The organism is Brevundimonas sp. Root1423, from assembly GCF_001426805.1.
Map to the genome: position 1 here is coordinate 276,822 of NZ_LMFL01000001.1, position 19,403 is coordinate 296,224.

The following is a 19,403-nucleotide window of genomic DNA, read 5'->3' on the forward strand; positions in this document are numbered from 1 at the left end:
CCATGACCGACAAGACCATCGCCAGGGCCCGCGTCCTGCTGACGCCCGTGGCGCCCAAGGCCAATCCCTATGCTGCGCTCGGCGCGGCCGCGCTGGCGGCGATGGCGGCGGTGTTGATGGCCGGGGTCGTGGTTTTGGGCCCCGGCGTGCACTTCGACGAAGCCGTGGTTTCGGTCCAGCCCTAGCGATTGCCGAACGGGTAGCGCCAGGCGTCTTCCGCGGCGCGCATCGGGGCGCGGGCCTTGGCCTGGGTTTCCGCGTATTCGGCGACCGGATCGCTGTCGGCGACGACGCCCGCGCCGGCCTGGACATGGATCTTGCCGTCGGCGAACAGGGCGGTGCGCAGGACGATGCAAATGTCCGCCTCACCACCCGCGGAGATGTAGCCCACGCCCCCGCCGTAGCCGACGCCGCGCTTGGTCGTTTCCAGCTCGTCGATGATCTCCATGGCCCGCACCTTGGGCGCGCCCGACAGGGTGCCGGCGGGCAGGGCGGCCAGCAGGGTGTCGACGGCGTCCAGCTGTGGATCGGCGTCGCCCTGGACCTCCGAGACGATGTGCATGACCGAGCTGTAGCGTTCGATGCGGAAGCTCTCGATGACCTCGACGGTCCCCGGGGCGGCGACGCGGCCGACGTCGTTGCGGCCGAGATCCAGCAGCATCAGATGTTCGGCCCGCTCCTTGGGATCGCCCAGCAGCTCGGCCTCGAGGGCGCGGTCGGCCTCCGGCGTTTCGCCGCGCGGGCGGGTGCCCGCCAAGGGGCGGATGGTGACGCGACCGTCCTTGAGCCGGACAAGGATTTCCGGACTGGACCCCGCCAGCTGGAAGTCGCCGAAGTCGAGGAAGAACAGGTAGGGCGACGGGTTCGAGCGCCGCAGCGAGCGGTAGAAGGCGAACGGGTCGGCGGCCCATGGCGCGGCGAAGCGGTGGCTGAGCACGACCTGGAAGATGTCGCCGGCGCCGATGTAGTCTTTGGCCCGCGCGACCAGTTCGCCGAACCCGGTGCCGTCGACGGGCGACGCGAACGCCGGAGCCGGGGCGTCGACTGCGGCGGGAATGGCCGGGAGGGATGTGCGCAGGTCGGCCTCGAACGCGTCCAGCCGGGCCGTGGCGGAAGCGAAGGCCGCCTCGGCGGTCGCGCCGCCGTCGGGATAGGCCGCCGAGACCAGCACGATCTCGTGGCGGACGGAGTCGAAGATGGCGACGAGCGTCGGCCGGGTCAGAACCGCGTCCGGCAGGTCCAGCGGGTCGGGGTTCGGCGCGCCCAGCGGCTCGAGCAGGCGCACCATGTCGTAACCGAAGACGCCGAACAGGCCCGCGGCCATCGGCGGCAGGTCTTCGGGAAGGTCGAAACGCGAGGCGGCCATCAGGGATCGCAGCGAGGTCAGGGCGTCGCCGGCTTCGGGCGTGAAGCGGTCCTCGGCGATCGCGGGACCGCGGGCCAGTTCGGCCCGGCCGTCACGGCAGCGCCAGACGGCGTCGGGCTCGCGGGTGATGATCGAATAGCGGCCGTTGACGGCGCCGCCCTCGACCGACTCCAGCAGGAAGGCGTGGGTCCGCCCGTGCCCGACCTTCAGAAAGGCCGAGACGGGCGTCTCCAGATCGTCGACCAGTCGGCGGACGACGACGCGGGGCAGGCCGGCGGCCCAGCCCCGCTGGAAGTCGGTGAAGTCGGCCGGGTCGGTGCCTCGGGTCATTGACCCTGGGCGGGCGCCGGGGCGCCGGCGGCGGGCACGGCCGGAGCTTCGGCCGGAAGGCCGAGGGCCGTACGGGCGAGGGCTTCGTCGTAGCGGGCCTTCGAGCGCTCGGCGGCGGTCTTCAGGGCCAGGTCGCCAACGGCGTTCACGTTGTCGCTGGCCATGCGCTGGCGGAACTGCTCGGCCATCGGCGCGGCGAGGACAGCCGGTGCGGCCGTGATCCGGTCGGTGCGGCCGATAACGAAGCTGTCGTTCGTGTTCTGCTGCGAGAACATCTGGCCGCGAGCGCTGCTGAACACACCCTGGACAACGCCCTGGCCGTATTGCTGCACGGACTGGCGGTTCAGTCCCGCACCCGTCTGGATCGTCGCTCCGGCGGAGGCGGCGACGGCGGCCAGATCTTCACCAGCGCGCACGCGGGCGGCGAGGGCGTTGGCGCGGTCAGTCAGCAGGCGGGCGTTCTCGCGCAGGACCCACTGCTGGGCCAGCGGCGCGCGGATGGCCTGAAGCGGCGGAAGGGCGGCGGGCATGACCTCGTCCACGCGGACGACGAAATACTGGCCCTGGCCCATGTCGATGACTTCACTCTCGCCGCCCTTGCTGAGGGTCCACATCGTCTGGACCAGTTGCGGGGGCAGGGGCGGATTGATGTCCTGACCGTTGCGCAGCTTGCCGTCCTGACGGATCGCCGGGACCTGGATGACGCGGGCGCCGATCTCTGCCACGGCGGCGTCCAGCGTCTTGCCGGCCTGACGGGCCTTCTCATAGGCCTCGACCCGGGCATAGACGGCGGCGCGGGCGTCTTCAGCGCGCAGCTCCTCGATGACCTGCTCGCGAACGTCAGCGAGCGTGGCGGCGCGGCCCGGGGTGATGGCGGTCACCTTGGCGACCACAAAGCCGACGCTGGCCTGAACCGGAGCGGACACGGCGTTGGCCGCGAGGCCGAAGACGGCGGCGGCGACGGCGGGATCGCCCAATGCGCTGCGCGGCGTGTCGGCATAGTTGGCGGGCTGGATGTTGTTGGCGCTGGCCACAGCGGCCGGATCCTGACCGGCGCGCAGGGCGGCGGCGATGCGATCGGCGGCGGCGCGGTTGGGCGCCGTGAGGGTCACGAAGGAGCGCTTCTCGGGCAGCGACAGGGCGTCGCGGCGGAAGTTGAACCGCTCCTCGATGCGGGCATCGGTGATGGCCGCGGGGGCGGTGCGGCTGTCGAACAGGACGACGGAGGCAGTGCGCGACTCCGGCAGACGCAGCTCTGCCGCGTTCTGGTTCATGAAGGCGGTGAGCTGGGCGTCGGTGGGGGCGGCGGTCGTTCCCGCCATGGCCTGGGTCACCGTGAACCAGCGGCCGTCACGGGTTTCCAGCGCCTGGCTGGCAAGTATCGCGCCGTAGATGCGCGGCAGACGCATTCCGGCGCCGAGCGCCGCGCCGTAGTGCTGGGTGATGTACTGGTCGCGCATCTGCGCTTCGAACATCTCGGGCGTGGCGTTGTTTTCCGCCAATTTCTGCCGATACAGGTTCTCGTCGAACTTGCCGGTCACGGAATCGAAGAAGGCCGGGGCCTGGCGGAGTTCGCGCAGGACCAGCTCCTTGCCCGGGCGGATGCCGGCCTGCCATGCCCAGTTCAGGAAGCCGAGCTGCTGGGACCGCTGCTGAAGGTACTGGACCAGTCCGCCCTGGCCGATCAGTTCCTCGAAGGTCAGGGCGCGTCCGGCCTGCTGCTGGGACTGCTGCAGGATGCGGTCCATCTCGCCCCGGAACTCGGCCTGGCCGACACTGCGGTCGCCCGCGGTGACCACATGCTTCGGCCCGAGATTGCCCAGCACGTCCATCTGGGTCCCGCCGGTGACCAGCAGTCCCACGGCGAGAAGGACAAGCAGACCCACGGCCCATTTGGATTTGGCGAAGGTGCGGAACGCGGTGAGCATGGTCGATCCTGGCGGAACAGCGACGGGAGTATCGCTTGGCCTATAGGGCGTGAGCGACCTGCACGGCAAGACGAAGGCCATGAGTCTTGTGAAGCCGCGTTCGTTGGCCCTTCGGGACGTCCTGGCCCTACGCGGGTTGAGGCGCGCCTCGAAGGCTTGGCTTGGACGAATGCGCCGCATAGAAGGCGGGCATGAAACAATCCGTGAAGCTGGTCGCCGGCAATTGGAAGATGAACGGGCTGGGCGCGAGCCTGGCCGAGGTTGAGGCCCTGCGCGCCGCGCTGGACAGCGAGCCCGCGGCCTGCCGCGTCGCCTTGTGTCCGCCGGCTACGCTGGTCGAACGGATGGCTCGCGCGGCGGCCGGAAGCCCGATCGAGATTGGCGGGCAGGATTGCCGGGCCGAGACCCATGGCGCCTTCACCGGCGACATCTCTGCGCCGATGCTGAAGGAGGCTGGCGCGACGCTGGTGATTCTGGGCCATTCCGAACGCCGTCAGGGACATGGCGAAAGCGATCTGCTGGTTTCGGCCAAGGCCGAGGCGGCGCTGGCCGCCGGCGTGGCGCCCATCATCTGCGTCGGGGAGACGTTGGAGCAGCGGGAGGCGGGGCGGGCCGTCGAGGTCGTTCGGTCGCAGATCATGGCGTCCCTGCCGCTGGCGCTGGCGGGCCGCGAATTCGCCGTCGCCTATGAGCCGGTCTGGGCGATCGGGACGGGTCTGACGCCGACGCTGGAGCAGATCGAGGAGGTCCATCGCGCCGTGCGCGCCGCGATGATCGAGCGGCTGGGGCTGGGCATCGCGGCTATCCCGATCCTGTACGGCGGTTCGGTCAAACCCGACAACGCGGCCGAGATTCTGGCGGTCCCCGAGGTCGGCGGCGCGCTGGTGGGCGGGGCGTCGCTGAAGGCCGCCGACTTCCTGGGCATCATCCGCGGCGCGTAAACGCCGGACCGTTTGCTCCCGTCCCTCATCAATGTTAGACGCCGCCGCTTGATCGGCGCGGCGTCGCGCCACACATATCGGCTGCCATGCTCCAGACCATTCTCCTCGTCGCCATGATCCTCATTTCGATCGCGCTTGCGGGCGTGATCCTGATTCAGCGCTCCGAAGGCGGCGCGCTGGGCATGGGCGGAGGTCCGTCGGGCTTCATGACCGCCCGCGGCGCGGGCAACCTGCTGACCGTGACGACCTGGTGGCTGGCCGGCGCCTTCTTCGCCTGCGCCATCGGCCTGACGATTCTGGGCAACGTCGAGCGCTCCAACAACTCGGTCGTTGACGCCGACGCCATTGGCGAACTGATCGCGCCAACCACGCCGCAGACCGCCCCGGCCGCCGATCCCGCGGCTCCGGCCCAGCCCGCCGCGCCGTCGCTGCAGGATCTGGAATCCAGCCTGTCGGGCGCCGCGTCTGCTCCGGCTCCCGCCCAGCCCGCACCGGCGCAGTAAGGATGAGCGGGGACGTTATCCCCGCCTTCCGCTCCCGCCCTCAAAGTCTCCGCAAGTCGCCGCTCGAATCAGCGGTAGAGTGATCTCCCATGGCCCGTTACGTGTTCATCACCGGCGGCGTGGTTTCCTCATTGGGAAAAGGCCTCGCATCCGCCNGCCCCCATGCCCGCTCACCGCATTCTGGCCGGCAGGCGAGGCCCGCGGCCGCGGCGGCCGCCTGGGCCGCCTGGGCCACTCGTTCGGGCGTAGCCTCACTCCGCAAGTCGCCGCTCGAATCAGCGGTAGAGTGATCTCCCATGGCCCGTTACGTGTTCATCACCGGCGGCGTGGTTTCCTCATTGGGAAAAGGCCTCGCATCCGCCGCTCTCGGCGCGCTTCTGCAAGCGCGCGGCTACAAGGTTCGCCTTCGTAAGCTCGACCCCTATCTGAACGTCGATCCGGGCACGATGAGCCCGTATCAGCANCTCGGCGCGCTTCTGCAAGCGCGCGGCTACAAGGTTCGCCTTCGTAAGCTCGACCCCTATCTGAACGTCGATCCGGGCACGATGAGCCCGTATCAGCACGGCGAGGTCTTCGTGACCGACGACGGGGCCGAGACCGACCTCGACCTGGGTCACTACGAGCGCTTCACCGGCGTGTCGGCGGCCAAGTCGGACAACATCACCACCGGCCGGATCTATTCGACCATCCTCGAGAAGGAGCGGCGCGGGGACTATCTGGGCGCGACGGTGCAGGTGATCCCGCACGTCACCGACCAGATCAAATCCTTCTGCCTGACGCCCGCCCTGACCGACGACGGCGAGGATGTGGACTTCGTTCTGGTCGAGATCGGCGGCACGGTGGGCGACATCGAGGGCCTGCCGTTCTTCGAGGCGATCCGCCAGCTGGGTCAGGACCTGCCGCGTGGCCAGAGCTGCTTCGTGCACCTGACTCTGCTGCCCTACATCAAGACCGCCGGCGAGATGAAGACCAAGCCGACGCAGCACTCGGTCAAGGAGCTCCGCTCTATCGGCATCCAGCCCGATATCCTGCTGTGCCGCTGCGAATTCCCGATCCCGCCGGAGGAGAAGCGCAAGATCGGCCTGTTCTGCAACGTGCGCGAAAGCGGCGTCATCCAGGCGATGGATTCCAACGACATCTACGCCGTACCGCTGGACTATCACCGCGAGGGACTGGACGCAGAGGTTCTGGCCCACTTCGGCCTGACGGACGCCCCGGCGCCGGATCTGACCATGTGGCAGGAAATCGCCCGCCGCCGGCTGCAGCCTGACGGCGAGGTCACGGTTGCCATCGTCGGCAAATACACGGTCCTCAAGGACGCCTACAAATCCCTGATCGAGGCGCTGCATCACGGCGGCGTGGCCAACAACGTCAAGGTCAACATCGACTGGGTTGAGGCCGAGACCTTCGAGGGCGACCGCGAGGCCTGCGACGCGCGCCTTCAGGCCGCCCACGCCATTCTGGTGCCCGGCGGCTTCGGCGAGCGAGGCTCCGAGGGCAAGATCGAGGCGGCGCGGTTCGCCCGCGAGCGCAAGATCCCCTATTTCGGCATCTGTTTCGGCATGCAGATGGCGGTCATCGAGGCGGCGCGGAATCTGGCGGGCTATCCGAAGGCCTCATCGACCGAGTTCGGCCCGACGACCGAGCCGGTGGTCGGCCTGATGACCGAGTGGACCCAGGGCAACCAGCGGGTCCTGCGTCAGCAGGGCGGGGACATGGGCGGCACCATGCGGCTGGGCGCCTATGACTCGACGCTGAAATCCGGCTCGAAGATCGCGCAAATGTACGGCTCGACCACCATCAGCGAGCGGCACCGCCACCGCTATGAGGTCAATATCAACTATCGCGATGCGATCGAGCAGAAGGCGGGTTTGACCTTCGCTGGTCTATCGCCCGACGGCGTCCTCCCCGAAACGGTCGAGCGAGAGGACCATCCATGGTTCATCGGCGTGCAGTATCACCCCGAACTCAAGAGCCGGCCGTTCGCGCCGCACCCGTTGTTCGCGGGCTTTATTGAAGCTGCGGTGGTGCAGAGTCGGTTGGTCTGACCGAAGGGGCGCCGCCCTCGAACGGTCGGCGATGCCGGCAGCGGACGCACACTTCGGTGCCTGGCTGGCTCCTGCTGTCGACGTAGATGTGACCCTTACGGGCGCATTTCAGAGACTCGAACACAGCCGCTTCCCTCGCTGTTCCGCAGGCAGAACAATGTTCTACTCTTTGCTGCGGTGCAAGATTTGAACGGAAAGGCCGGTTTCAGGTTCCCTTGAACATGATGCGGTCAGCCTTCACCGCCTCGAGGATCATGGCCGTCACCGCGCGGATGCGAGCGAGCGGCTTCAGGTCGGCATGCGTCACCAGCCACAGGCTTCGGTCCAGATGCACGGCGTCCGGCAGAACCCGGCGTAGTCCGGCTTCCTTCGCCGCGATGAAGTCGGGCAGCACGCAAAGGCCGGCGCCGGCCAAGGCGGCCTGAAGCTGGGCGATCAGGTTTGAGCTCTGCAGGGCGACGTGAATGTCCACGTCGGGGGCCTGCATATAGTCGAGCTCAGGCGCGTAGAGCAGGTCGCCGATGTAGCCGATGAAGCGATGCCCGGCCATGTCGCCGCGGGTCAGGATCGGCGGGCGGGCGTCCAGATAGGACGGGGCGGCGTACAGGCTTAGCCCGTAGTCCGTGAGTTTGCGCGACACCAGACGGCCCTCGCGCGGCGCGCTGAGGGTGACGGCGATGTCTGCCTCGCGCTTTGAAAGGCTGAGCACGCCGGAGATTGCCACCAGCTGGATGTCCAGTCCCGGATGCCGGTCGGCGAGCCGCGCCATCAGCGGCGCCAGAACATAGCTGCCGAAGCCTTCGGGCGCGCCGATCCGCACCGTGCCGGTCAGGGCTTGATCAGCCTCGCCAAGTTCGTAGGCGGCTCTCAGGGTAAGGCTCTCGATCTTCTCGGCCGTCGGCATCAGCCGCTCGCCATGCGCCGTCAGAGCGTAGCCTTGGGGACTGCGGTCGAACAGCAGGGCGCCCAGACCCGCTTCCAGGGCCGCTATGCGTCGGGCGACCGTGGTGTGGTCCATGCCCACGCGCGTGGCCGCGGTGGTCAGGCGGCCGGTTCTCGCCACCGCCAGAAACGCCCGGAGGTCATTCCAGTTAAAATCCGTCACTTCTGCTCCTGTGCAAAAATGCACAACGATTGCTCAAACCTTGGCATCGTCAGAACAGAAAAGCCATGACATACCGCCGCTATCGGACGCGACTTCGCTCAGAGGACCCTTGTCATGGCTTTCGACGCCGCCGCCTACGTTCCCGCTTCGCCGGCACGGACCCTGCCTGTTGTGGCGCTGATCGACGCGGCTGCGGAGCCGTGCCCGATGTGGACGGCCGAGAACCCCGATCGCGCCCTTGCGTTGCTGTTCGTGGCCCCGCACGCCTGCGCCGCCGTTGACGTCCTCGTCTCGCTTTAAGCAAAGACCAGCCATGACCGCCTCAACGACGCCCGTTCCCTCCGCGCCCGATCCCATGGTCGTGGCCGAGACCCTGACCACCCTGATGCAGAACGCCGCCGCCGCTGTGCGCACCACGATGGTGCAGGCTGCGACGCCGCAGACCCTGCCCTACGATCCGACCACGCTGGCCAAGGCCATGATCGACTTCAACACCTCGGTGATGATGCGTCCGGCGACGCTGTTCGAGGCGCAGGCGAAAAACTGGAACGACTGGACGGCTCTTTGGCGGACCATGGGCGAACGGGCGATGGGTCAGGATGCAACCCCGGTCGCGGCGCCGGCCAAGGGCGATCGCCGTTTCTCGGACCCCGCCTGGAGCGACGAGCCGGTCTATGACTATCTGAAACAGGCCTATCTGCTGGCGGCGCGTCAGCTGCAGGAATTCGTCGCCACGGCGCCGGTCGATGAGGACACCCGCGCCCAGGTCGACTTCGCCAGCCGCCAGATGATGAACGCCCTGGCGCCGACCAATTTCGCCCAGACCAATCCGCAGGTCGCTCGCCGCATGGTCGAGAGCGGGGGGCTCAGCTTGATGACCGGGGTGTCCAACCTGCTGGAGGACATCGGCAAGGGGCAGGGGCTGGTCAGCCGCCGCGCGCCCAATGACTTCGAGCTGGGCGTCAATGTCGCCGCGACGCCCGGCGCCGTGGTGTTCCGGAACCAGTTGATGGAGCTGATCCAGTATGCGCCGACGACCGACAAGGTCTATCGCCGGCCGCTGTTGTTCATCCCGCCGCTGGTTAACAAATACTACCTCTTCGATCTGACCCCGAAGGCCAGCTATCTGAAATGGCTGGTGGACCAAGGCCACACCGTCTTCGTGATCTCCTGGGCGAACCCCGACGAGAGCCATGCCGAAAACGGACTGGACGCCTATGTGAAGGATGGGGTGGTCGCCGCGATGGACGCCGTCCAGAAGGCGACCGGCGAGGCGGACGTCGATCTGGTTTCCTACTGCCTGGGGGGCACGCTGTCGGCGATGACGCTGGCGTATCTGGCGGCGACCGGGAACGGCGACCGCGTGGCCTCCGCAACGCTGATCGCGACCCTGGTGGATTTCGGCGACATGGGCGAATGGTCGGTGTTCACCGGCGACAACGACATGAAGGCCTTCGACCGTTACCTGGACGAGAAGGGCTACGTCGAGGCGCACGACCTGACGAAACTGTTCTCGACGGTACGGGCCAACGACCTGATCTGGTCGTCGGTGGTGAACCACTATCTGCTCGGCGACGAGGCGCGGGCTTCGGACCTGCTGTGGTGGTTCGACGACGGCTCGCGCATCCCGGCCCGGATGCTGAAGGAGTACGGCGCGCAGGTGTTGCGTGGAAACCGGCTCAGGGAAAAGGGCGGGGTGTCGATCGACGGCGTGGCGCTGGATCTCGGCGCAATCCGGACGCCGGTCATGATTGTGGCGCTCAAGGACGATCACGTGGCGGCGTGGAAGAATACCTATGCCGGCCGCAACTTCTTCGGCGGGCCGACGCGTTTCCTGCTGGGCGGTTCGGGCCACAATGCCGGCATGATCAATCCGCCCGCGGCCAACAAGCACGGCTACTGGATCAACGACGCCGCACCGGACGACGCCGACGCCTGGATGGCGGACGCCGAGCAGAAGGCGGGTTCGTGGTGGCCGGAATGGCAGGGCTGGCTCGACGCCGCCGCGGCGGACGAAAAGGTCAAGGCGCGAAAGGTCGGCTCGGGCAAGCTAAAGGCCGGAGAAGCGGCCCCGGGGTCCTACGTCCGCGTTCGTCACTGAGGCCTGATCGCCTCGGGCGTGCAATCCCGTGAATTTGGTTTAACCCTTCTCTTTCGAGTCAGCGGCTTAGGCTCTGACCGTGAGTAGGGATGGGGCATGGGCGACCGGCTATCACGACGACAGCTGCAGTGTGTTCGACTGGCAGGGGAGGGACTCTCCAACAAGGAGATCGCCCGCCGGCTGGGCGCGACCATCTCACCCGCCACCGTGAACAACCACCTTTCGAACGCCTACAAGCGGCTCGGCACGTCCGACCGCTACGAAGCCGTGCGTATTGTCTCCCGTGACTACCCGCTTTCCTCCTCGTTTTCTCCCGATCCCCTTCCCACCGGGCCCTCTCCGGCATCCCCTCGGATTGCGCCGGACGAACAATCCGGCGTCCCAGGCGAGCGCCCGGGCCCGTCCAACTGGTTCTTACCGCGTCCTGACAGACGCATCCTGGTCCGGCTGGCTCTGGTTCTGGCGTTCGCGATGGGAGCCGCGATCGTGTCGATCGGAATCGTGTCTGTAATGGCGGCGACTACACGCACCGCCGCCGAGCAGGCTCCAGCCGACGCGATCCGGACCTTGTCAGGACCAGAGACCAGAGAGGGAGCGGGGACATGAAGAGATCACATGTTGGGGCGAGGATTGCGCGCCAGATTTACACAACGGAACACGCGGTCGATCGAGCGATGGTGGCCGCAAGCGAGTTGCTGCAGACCCTGCTCGATGGTCGACGGGAAGCGGCGGTCGGAGCCGATGTCGGCCATGCCGAGATCAGCGATGTCGTCGCCAGCCTTGCCCAGCTGAACGGTGCCCGGGGTCTGGTCGTCCGCAGTCACCGAGGCCTGGCCCAGGTGGCCGACAACCTCGGCGTCTCGTGGCAATCTTTCGGACCTCACGAGGAAAAATCCGGGTCGGTCCCGCTGCCCCTGGCTGCGAACGGCTGACGTGTTTGATGGCGTCTACACCCTGGCTCAACATGCCATCGGGGTCCTCAGTTTTGCGACCGTCGTCATGTTGCTGGTGTTTGGCCGGCCTGCTGAGCGGATCGCGGGAACTGCTTTCCTCGTCGACATGATCGGGACGCCTCTCGTGGACCACCTGCACATGGGTGAGCTTCGCTATGGCGTGGCCATTCTGTCGGTCGGGGTCTTTGCGACCCTGTTCGTGCTCAGTCTGCGAACGGATCGCTGGTGGCTCATAGCCGCGACGGGCGTTCAATTGCTTTCAATGGGTCTGTGGGTCGCGACCGTGTTCGGCGACCTGCAGGTCTGGGGTGCGGTCACGGTGCGTATCGTGATCTGGACGCAGCTGATGTTGCTCGCCCTCTTCGGGGTCTGGGAGGCCCGTGCAGCCCCCTATGCCCGACCTTCAACATCCGCCGGACCTGCGGTTCGGCCAGGAGTCATAACATGAAAACGAAACGGACTTTCGGGCAGGCGATCGCGCTGTGGGAAGCCACGCGCCAGACGGTCACCGACGACGACTTCGCCACTCTGGAGAACGCCGAGCGCGTGATCCTTGCGCACAAGCCCACCTCGCTCGCCGACGCGGCCAGCATGCTGGAGGTCGTCATGGAGCAGAGGGGCGACGGGCGTAGCGACGGGCTGGATCTGCGAGCCATCGAGCATGTCGTCTCGCTACTGCGCAACGGCATCGTGGCCGATCGGAGTGCGGCGCAGGCCAATGGTTCAATCGTTGTTCTCAGGGCGAACCAGGCCTGACAGCAGCGCTTGGGAACCTGAGCGGTATGAGGTCGTTTTCGCCTTCGGTTCCGGAGGGAGATACGTCATGCCGACCTATGTCTTTCACCTGCACGATGGTCCGTCTGTCCCGCCCAGGGAAGAGTCGGTCGAGGCGACGGACCTCGAACAGGCCCGCGATCTGGCCGAGATGCGGCTGCTGCTGAGCAGTCAATTCACGCATATCGAAGTGCTGCAGGACGGTGAGGAGCTGCTGAGACTCAAACGCGACGGCCGCACGGGCAGTTGAGAAGTGCGGTCGGGCCGCTCCTTCGTCTCGCCGTCGTGAGAGCACGCTTGCAACCCGCGGGCATTCGGGTGTCTTGACCCTGCCCATGGCCAAACGCCCCTCCACCGCCAGAAAGACCCTGTCCGAAGCCAATCTGGCGGCGCTCGGCGCCGAGCGCCTGGCCGCCTTGTTGATCGAGGTTGCGGATGGGGACCTGAAGCGGCGACTGCGCATGGAGCTGGCGGCTGAGGTCGGAGCTCCCGACCTCGCGCTGGAACTGGACAAGCGGTTGGCCACGCTCGGGACCAGCCGTGCGCGGGTGTCGTGGCGCAAGCGGCCGGACCTGCTCGCAGACCTGCGGATGCTGCAAGCCATGATCGTCGGCCGCCTGGGTGCAATGGACGCCAAGCTGGCGCTTGATCGTCTGGTGGTCTGGTTCGATCTGTATCCATCGCTGGCGGCCCGGGTGAAGGATCCCAAGGGCGAGCTCACGCTCGCTTTCGACGCCGCGGCATCAGATCTCGCGGCGCTGGCGTCCGCCGTCGATCCCGACATCGCAGCGCCGGTTTTGACGGAAGCTCTCTCCACGCGGCTTTCCGAATGGGCGTCGTGGGTCGGACGCGGCGCGACGGCGCTGAGCCCGCGCCTGGCAAGGCGGGTGCTGCTCGATCTCACCGGGGGGCGCCCCCGCCCGACCGGCCGTCTGGCCCTCGTCGTACGCAAGCTGGCGGACCGGGCAGGGGACATCGACGCCTGGCTGCTCGCCATCCCCGACGAGGATCGCCGCAAGCCTGAGGTCGCCGCCGAGATTGCCCTCAGGCTGGCAAGGGCAGGCCGACCGGAGGAGGCGCGGGCCGTCCTTGAGGCGTCGCGTAACGCGGCGCCGCCGGCGAGCCGGTGGGGCAGGGCGAGGAGCGTAGCCGATGCCCCCCCGCCGCCGGAGAGCTGGTTCGCCGCCGAGATCGATGTCCTCGAGGCGGAGGGGCGGACCGGGGAGGCGGAGGCGGCGCGCTGGAGCCTGTTCGAGCGCACCCTGTCCGAAGACGCACTGCGGGCCATGCTGGCTTCGCTGCCGGATTTCGAGGACGTCATCGCGCTGGATCGGGCGTTCGCCATCGCAGCGGCTTTCGTGGACCCCATGAAGGGGCTGGCCCTGCTGATGAACTGGCCGGCGCATCGCGAAGCGGCTGAGACCATCCTTGCTCGCCGGGATGAAATCCGGGGCTCCGTCGAGGACGTGCCGCTCTGGGCGGCGCGGCTTGCCTGTCGCTATCCGGACGCCGCTCTCGTGCTCATACGGGCCCGGGCGCGGGCGCTGGTGCGGCTCGGGTCAGGCATGACGGAAGAGATCGAGGGTCTGGTGAGCGAGGCGGAAGCCCTCTTTGCGAGCGCGGGAGAGAGTGAAAGTCACGCCGCCTTCGTCGAGGAGCTCAAGGCTCTTGCGGCTCCGAGGCGACCGGTCTGGCGTTGACGGTCACCGCCGCGCAGGTTTCGGCATGCTAGCAGCCGAGCCCTACACTCACGTTTGACGAAGGCCTCGACCGCATGCCCTATGCCGGTCCGTCTTTGGCCAGAATCATCGAAAGTCGTTCATGCGCGCTCGTCTCGTCTCTCTTGCGGCCCTTCTTGCGGTTGCCGCGCCGTCCCTGACCCTCGCCGCCCCGGCCGCCGCCCAGACGGCTGTGACCGCCGGTGCGGCGCAGGCTCCGGAGCTTTCCGCGGCGCCGGTCGCGGACCTGGTGTCCCGCGTCAACATTCCCTGGTCGCGCTTCGTGCTGGACAACGGGCTGACGGTGATCGTGCACGAGGACCGCAAGGCGCCCGTGGTGGCGGTGTCGGTCTGGTACAATGTCGGATCCAAGGACGAGCCGGCCGGTTCGACCGGCTTCGCCCACCTGTTCGAACACCTGATGTTCGGCGGCTCGGAGAATGCACCGGGAAGCTACCTGGGCCGTATGCGCAACCTGGGGCCGTCGAACCTGAACGGCACGACCTGGTTTGACCGCACCAACTATTTCCAGACCGTCCCGACCCCGGCGCTGGAGCAGGCCCTGTTCCTCGAAAGCGACCGGATGGGCTATCTGCTCGGCGAGGTCGGCCAGGACGTCCTCGATCTGCAGCGCGGCGTCGTCCAGAACGAGAAGCGCCAGGGCGACAACCAGCCCTACGGCCTGTTCGAGTACGCCCAGCTGGAAGCGCTCTTCCCGGAAGGCCACCCCTACCGCCACTCGACCATCGGCTCCATGGCCGACCTCGACGCCGCCAGCCTGGAGACGGTGCGCAACTGGTTCCGCGAGAACTACGGTCCGAACAACGCCATCGTGGTCCTGTCGGGCGACATCGACGAGGCGACGGCCCGGCCGCTGATGCAGCGCTATTTCGGCTCGATCGCGCGCGGCCCTGTGAACACACCGGCCGAGGCAGACGTGCCGACCCTCGCCGCCCCCGTCGTGGCGACCATGCATGACCGGGTGGCCAACACCCGCCTGACCCGCAGCTGGGCGGTGCCCGGCCTGCTGAGCGATGACGCCGTGCCCCTGTCCGTCGCGGCTTCGGTGCTGGGCGGCCTTGCTTCGTCGCGGCTGGACAATCAGCTGGTTCGCGGCGAGCAGTCGGCCGTGGCCGTAACCTCGTCGCTGTCGGACTTCCACCGTATCGGCATCTTCGACATCTCGGTCGATGTGAAGCCGGGGCAGGACGCCGCCGAGGTGGGCCAGCGTCTGGACGCCATCGTCGCCGACTTCATCGCCAGCGGCCCGACCGAGGAAGAGGTGGCCCGCGTCGCCACTCGCTATGTCTCAGGCCGCATCCAGAGCCTTGAGCAGGTCAACGGCAAGGCCAATGTCCTCGCCGAGGGCCAGCTCTATGCCGGCGATCCGGACCACTACAAGAAGGAGCTGGCCGAGTACGCCTCGGTCACCCCCGCCCAGGTCACCGCCGCCATGCAGCGCTGGCTGACCCGTCCGGTGTACAACCTGACCATCGCGCCCGGCGAACGCGAAGCCTATGTGGAGGCCGCGGCCTCGCCGTCAGGCGCCGCGCCGGTTCCGGCCGCCGAAATCCAGCGAGTCGCCCGCGATCCCATGCCCGTCATCGGTCAGGTGCCGGACCTGCAGTTCCCGGCCGTCGAGCGCGCGACCCTGTCGAACGGAATCAAGGTCGTCTACGCCCAGGTCGACACCGTGCCCGTCACCCGCGTGGCAGTCGAGTTCGACGCGGGCTACGCCGCCGATCGGGCCGACCGCCTCGGCGCCCAGGCCATGATGCTGGACCTGCTCGACGAGGGCACCACCACCCGCGACGCCAACCAGCTGGCCGAGGAAGAGGAGCGCCTCGGCGCCTCGATCACCGTCAGCGCCTCGATGGACCGGACCTCGGCCGACCTGTCGACCGTGACCGCCAATCTGACGCCCGGCCTGACCCTTCTGTCAGACGTGGTGCGGAACCCGGCGTTCGCCCCGGCCGAGATCGAGCGCATTCGTGCTTCCCGCCTGTCGGGTCTGGCCAGTGAGCGCACCAACCCGGGCGCCATCGCCGCCCGCGCCCTGCCGCCGCTGATCTATGGCGAGGCCAGCCCCTACGGCCGGTCCTTCACCGGCTCGGGCGACGAGGCGACCATCACCGCCCTGACCCGCGCCGACCTGGTCGCCACCCATGAGGCCTGGGTTCGTCCGGACAATGCGACCATCTTCGTCGTATCGGATCAACCGCTGGCGCAGGTCACGCCCCAGCTGGAGGCCGCGTTCGGCGACTGGCGCGCCCCGGCGGCGGCAAGGGGGACCAAGGACTTCACGGCGGCCATCCCGGCCACGACCAGCCGCATCGTCCTGATCGACCGACCGCAGTCGCCACAGTCGCTGATCTACGGCGGGGCCGTCCTTCCCGTCTCCGGAACCGACGATCTGCTGGCGCTGAACGCGGCCAACGTGACCCTCGGCTCGGACTTCCTGTCGCGGATCAACTCGGACCTGCGCGAGACCAAGGGCTGGTCCTACGGCGTTCGCGGGAACGCCAACCTGCTCGAGCACCGCGTGCCGTACATCGTCAACGCGCCGGTCCAGGCGAACCGCACCGGCGAGTCCATCGCCGCGCTGATCGCCCAGTACGATCGCTTCCTTCAGACCGACGGCGTCACGCCGCAGGAGCTGGAGCGGACGATCAACGGCAACACGCGCTCGCTGGCCGGCGGGTTCGAGACCTCGGGCCAGATCCTCGGCGCCCTGCGGTCCAACGCCCTGTACGGGCGCCCGGACGATTACCAGACCACGTTGGCCAGCCGCACCAGCGCGCTGACCGCGGCCCAACTGGACGCCGCCGCCCGCGAGGTCATCAACCCGGATGGCTTCGTCTGGGTGGTCGTGGGCGATGCGTCCGTCGTGAAGCCCCAGCTGGACACGCTGGGCCTTCCGGTCGAGGTGCGCTCGGCGGCCCGCTAAGTCACAGGCCTCCTGTTCGGCCTTTGAGAGGCGCGCCGTTCGCGGTGCGCCTCTCTGCAATTCCGGGCGCGTCAGAAACCCAGTGGTCCGTAGTTCCAGGTGAACCAGCCTCCTATCGCAAGGAAGACGCCGAAAGGCAGTCGGCTGGAGGCGGTCAGTTTTCGCCGGCCCAATTGTGTGGCCAGCACGACGCTCAGACCGGCGGCGGCGGCCCACAGGAGAACACTGGGAAGTCCGATCCACCCCGTCCAGGCGCCGATCGCTGCGAACAACCACGGATCTCCTCCGCCCAGACCGTCCCGGCCGCGAAGCCGACGGTAAGCCCAGGCGAGGGACCAGAGGGAAGCGAAGCCGATAATGGCGCCGATCAGACTGTCTGCGAGCCCGGGCGCGTCGAGCAGCGCCGAGGCCGCCAGACCGGATGCCAAGAGGGGCAGGGTGAGTGCATCGGGCAGCCAGAAATGCTCCGCGTCCACGACGGCGATGAGAAGCAGCTGCCAGCCGAGAAGGGCTGTGAGTATCGCGGCGAGGGGCGTCGGTTGAAGGATGGCAGCCCAGGCCGCAAGGGCGGCGCAGCCGAGCTCCATCGCTGGATAGCGGAGCGATATCCGCGCGCCGCACAGCCTGCACCGCCCTTTGGCCAAGGCATAGCTGAGCAGGGGAACCAGATCGCGCGGGGCGAGCGTCCGGCTGCAGGACCCGCAGCGTGACCGGCCCGCCACAAAGTCCTGCCCGGCCGGCAGCCGTACGCTGACAAGGCCGAGGAAGCTCCCGGCGATCAGACCGAGCCCCGACAGGCTGAAGATGAGTAGCCAGAAGGGGGAGCCGTCGATCAAATTTCGGTCCTCCGGATCGGCCTGCGGCCCGCGTTAAGGGCGATCGAACGGCCCGACAACCCTCCGCCTACCGCCGATCCGTGACAGTTCAACCGTACCGGGACGGGTTTTCACCGAACCGCGAAGACAACTTCACACAAGCGCACCGGAACCGTCACCGTACGGCGTCCGGGCCGTCATATCTGGGCCCTACCACGGCGGTGGGCAGGGGGCGGTGCAGACATCGCGTCGGGGAGAGGATCCCTGACGACCCCTGTCGTGAAATTCCTTTGCACAGACACGGTGAAAACGATGACCGGCTTCCGACTGACGACCCTGCTCGCGGTTTCCGCCAGCGCCCTGACCCTGGCCGCCTGCGGCTCGGCTGAAGTCGCATCGCCGGGCGAAGGCGATTTCGGCAATGGCGGCGGCGGTGGCGGCGGCGGCGTGACGCCTCCGCCTCCAGGCACGCCGGCGGCTGACTGCCCGACCGGTCTGGCCAACGTGGGCGTGGTGGCCAACGGGACCCTGCGCGCCTGCCAGCTGCCCGCGACCATCACCGGCGCCCTGACCCTGTCGGTCCGGGCGGGTACGATCTATGCGATCAGCGGGCGCACCGAAGTCGGCACCGACCGCGGCGCCGATCCGGCCGCCCCTGTCGCCGGCAGTGTGCAGGGCGTCCTGACCATCGAACCCGGCGTCAAGATTTTCGCCTCGGGCGGCACCGACTACCTGCTGATCAACCGCGGCTCGCAGATCTTCGCGGAAGGCACGGCGACCAACCCGATCATCTTCACCAGCCGCCAGAACATCGAGGGCACCACGACGGCGACCTCGCAGGGCCAGTGGGGCGGCATCGTCATCGCCGGCCGCGCCCCGACGGCGGTCTGCCCGGTCGGCGTCGTCGCGCCGAACGCGGCCTGCGTCGGTCAGGTCGAAGGCACCAGCGCCAACTACGGCGGCAACTCGCCAGCCGACAACTCGGGCCGCCTGCGCTACGTGCAGGTCAACTATTCGGGCTTCGAACTGTCGCCGAACAATGAGCTGCAGGCCCTGACCCTGGCCGGCGTCGGCTCGGGGACCACGGTGGATCACTTCCAGTCGTACAACAGCTCGGACGACGGCATCGAAATCTTCGGCGGCTTCGTGAACCTGTCGCACATCGTCATCAACGGCGCTGACGACGACGGCTTGGATACCGACACCGGCTGGCGCGGCGGCGCCCAGTTCGTGATCGTGACCCAGAAGGCCACGGCCGTCACCAATGGCAGCCGCGGGTTCGAATGGTCGGCCGCCCCCTCGGGCACCGCCTACTTCGCCCAGCCCAAGGTTTCGAACGTGACCATCGTCGGCCGCAACGCCGCCGTGGCCGCCGACGCCATCATCACCCTGAACACGGGCACGGACGCGTCGATCATCAACTCGGTCTTCACCAACCCGTCGACCTCGGCCGCAGCCTGCCTGGACATCGATGACGCCAACACCGTCGCCAACGGCCAGGTGTTCAACTCGGTCTACTTCGCCTGCAGCCGACCCTTCGAGAATGACGCCAACATCGACGGCGCGGCGACCGGCGCGATCTTCGCCCTGGGCACGAACAACACCTCGGCCGGCGCCTCGACGATGACGGCTCCGGCCGGCGCGACGATCACCGGTTCGAACCTGGCCTTCATCAACGGCGTCAACGAGTCGGCGGTGACACCGGCGAACGCTCCGGCCCTGCACAGCTTCTTTGTGCCGGTGACCTACATCGGCGCCGTGCGCAACGCGGCGGACACCTGGTACGCGGGCTGGACCTGCGGTCTCCAGGCCGGCTCGACCTGCTGACGACGGAGGACGGGCGGCGGCTTCTTTCGCCGCCGCCCGGCTGACCG

General features: G+C 68.0%; 18 protein-coding genes and 2 pseudogenes. 15 read left to right on the forward strand and 5 right to left on the reverse strand.

Going from position 1 to position 19,403, the window contains the following annotated elements; genetic code table 11:
• The first annotated feature begins 2 nt into the window (after positions 1-2).
• The gene (locus ASD25_RS01415; protein WP_056614333.1) at positions 3-185 is read left to right on the forward strand and encodes a hypothetical protein; all 183 of its coding nucleotides are present in this window, start codon (positions 3-5) and stop codon (positions 183-185) included.
• Here ASD25_RS01415 and trpE read toward each other — a convergent pair.
• Positions 182-1,696 carry an anthranilate synthase component I gene (trpE, locus tag ASD25_RS01420; protein WP_056614335.1) on the reverse strand — a complete coding sequence of 505 codons (1,515 nt, stop codon included), beginning with the start codon at positions 1,694-1,696 and terminating at the stop codon, positions 182-184. The two genes, ASD25_RS01415 and trpE, sit on opposite strands and share 4 nt — an antisense overlap.
• Positions 1,693-3,624: a peptidylprolyl isomerase gene (locus tag ASD25_RS01425; RefSeq protein ID WP_056614340.1), complete on the reverse strand. Its 1,932-nt coding sequence runs from the start codon at positions 3,622-3,624 to the stop codon at positions 1,693-1,695. Before ASD25_RS01425 ends, trpE begins: the two co-directional genes overlap by 4 nt.
• 191 nt (positions 3,625-3,815) lie before the next feature.
• On the opposite strand from ASD25_RS01425, the gene tpiA reads away from it, so the two are divergent.
• From tpiA to ASD25_RS01440, 5 genes and pseudogenes are all read left to right on the forward strand, one after another.
• Positions 3,816-4,565 carry a triose-phosphate isomerase gene (tpiA, locus tag ASD25_RS01430; RefSeq protein WP_056614342.1) on the forward strand — a complete coding sequence of 250 codons (750 nt, stop codon included), beginning with the start codon at positions 3,816-3,818 and terminating at the stop codon, positions 4,563-4,565.
• An 86-nt stretch (positions 4,566-4,651) separates the two neighbouring features.
• On the forward strand, positions 4,652-5,068 hold the full coding sequence (secG, locus tag ASD25_RS01435; RefSeq protein ID WP_082572126.1) for a preprotein translocase subunit SecG: 417 nt from the start codon (positions 4,652-4,654) through the stop codon (positions 5,066-5,068).
• A gap of 89 nt (positions 5,069-5,157) precedes the next feature.
• The coding region (locus ASD25_RS33025; protein ID WP_369816535.1) for a hypothetical protein at positions 5,158-5,223 on the forward strand (66 nt) is incomplete at its 3' end.
• Between the two features lie 141 nt (positions 5,224-5,364).
• Positions 5,365-5,433, forward strand: a pseudogene (locus tag ASD25_RS32770) (hypothetical protein); the annotation flags it as partial.
• 99 nt (positions 5,434-5,532) lie between these two features.
• A pseudogene (locus ASD25_RS01440) lies at positions 5,533-7,116 on the forward strand (CTP synthase); the annotation flags it as partial.
• A gap of 205 nt (positions 7,117-7,321) precedes the next feature.
• Here ASD25_RS01440 and ASD25_RS01445 read toward each other — a convergent pair.
• Positions 7,322-8,221 carry a LysR family transcriptional regulator gene (locus tag ASD25_RS01445; RefSeq protein ID WP_056614349.1) on the reverse strand — a complete coding sequence of 300 codons (900 nt, stop codon included), beginning with the start codon at positions 8,219-8,221 and terminating at the stop codon, positions 7,322-7,324.
• Positions 8,222-8,335: 114 nt separating this feature from the next.
• On the opposite strand from ASD25_RS01445, the gene ASD25_RS01450 reads away from it, so the two are divergent.
• The 3 genes from ASD25_RS01450 to ASD25_RS29050 all read left to right on the forward strand — a co-directional run bounded on the left by ASD25_RS01450 (position 8,336) and on the right by ASD25_RS29050 (position 10,928).
• Positions 8,336-8,521: a hypothetical protein gene (locus ASD25_RS01450; RefSeq protein ID WP_056614351.1), complete on the forward strand. Its 186-nt coding sequence runs from the start codon at positions 8,336-8,338 to the stop codon at positions 8,519-8,521.
• Positions 8,522-8,534: 13 nt separating this feature from the next.
• Positions 8,535-10,322, forward strand: coding sequence for an alpha/beta hydrolase (locus ASD25_RS01455; protein WP_082572127.1), 1,788 nt, complete (start codon positions 8,535-8,537; stop codon positions 10,320-10,322).
• A gap of 96 nt (positions 10,323-10,418) precedes the next feature.
• Positions 10,419-10,928, forward strand: coding sequence for a helix-turn-helix transcriptional regulator (locus tag ASD25_RS29050; RefSeq protein ID WP_082572129.1), 510 nt, complete (start codon positions 10,419-10,421; stop codon positions 10,926-10,928).
• 5 nt (positions 10,929-10,933) lie between these two features.
• Here the strand turns inward: ASD25_RS29050 and ASD25_RS30075 are convergent, their stop codons facing one another.
• Complete coding sequence (locus ASD25_RS30075; protein WP_156389156.1) at positions 10,934-11,191, reverse strand: hypothetical protein; 258 nt, start codon at positions 11,189-11,191, stop codon at positions 10,934-10,936.
• A 64-nt stretch (positions 11,192-11,255) separates the two neighbouring features.
• Between ASD25_RS30075 and ASD25_RS01465 the strand changes: the two genes are divergently transcribed.
• From ASD25_RS01465 to ASD25_RS01485, 5 genes are all read left to right on the forward strand, one after another.
• Positions 11,256-11,723, forward strand: a complete 468-nt coding sequence (locus ASD25_RS01465; RefSeq protein ID WP_056614357.1) for a hypothetical protein — start codon at positions 11,256-11,258, stop codon at positions 11,721-11,723.
• Positions 11,720-12,031 (forward strand): hypothetical protein, encoded by a 312-nt coding sequence (locus ASD25_RS01470; protein ID WP_056614359.1) that lies wholly within the window; start codon positions 11,720-11,722, stop codon positions 12,029-12,031. The genes ASD25_RS01465 and ASD25_RS01470 overlap by 4 nt, the downstream gene beginning before the upstream one ends.
• Before the next feature lie 67 nt (positions 12,032-12,098).
• Complete coding sequence (locus ASD25_RS01475; RefSeq protein ID WP_056614361.1) at positions 12,099-12,299, forward strand: hypothetical protein; 201 nt, start codon at positions 12,099-12,101, stop codon at positions 12,297-12,299.
• An 85-nt stretch (positions 12,300-12,384) separates the two neighbouring features.
• On the forward strand, positions 12,385-13,749 hold the full coding sequence (locus ASD25_RS01480; protein WP_200943495.1) for a DUF6880 family protein: 1,365 nt from the start codon (positions 12,385-12,387) through the stop codon (positions 13,747-13,749).
• 121 nt (positions 13,750-13,870) lie between these two features.
• Complete coding sequence (locus tag ASD25_RS01485; RefSeq protein WP_056614363.1) at positions 13,871-16,714, forward strand: pitrilysin family protein; 2,844 nt, start codon at positions 13,871-13,873, stop codon at positions 16,712-16,714.
• 71 nt (positions 16,715-16,785) lie between these two features.
• On the opposite strand, the gene ASD25_RS01490 is transcribed toward ASD25_RS01485, so the two are convergent.
• Complete coding sequence (locus tag ASD25_RS01490) at positions 16,786-17,550, reverse strand: A24 family peptidase (protein ID WP_369816529.1); 765 nt, start codon at positions 17,548-17,550, stop codon at positions 16,786-16,788.
• Positions 17,551-17,841: 291 nt separating this feature from the next.
• On the opposite strand from ASD25_RS01490, the gene ASD25_RS01495 reads away from it, so the two are divergent.
• Complete coding sequence (locus ASD25_RS01495) at positions 17,842-19,356, forward strand: hypothetical protein (protein ID WP_056614365.1); 1,515 nt, start codon at positions 17,842-17,844, stop codon at positions 19,354-19,356.
• Positions 19,357-19,403: the final 47 nt, after the last annotated feature.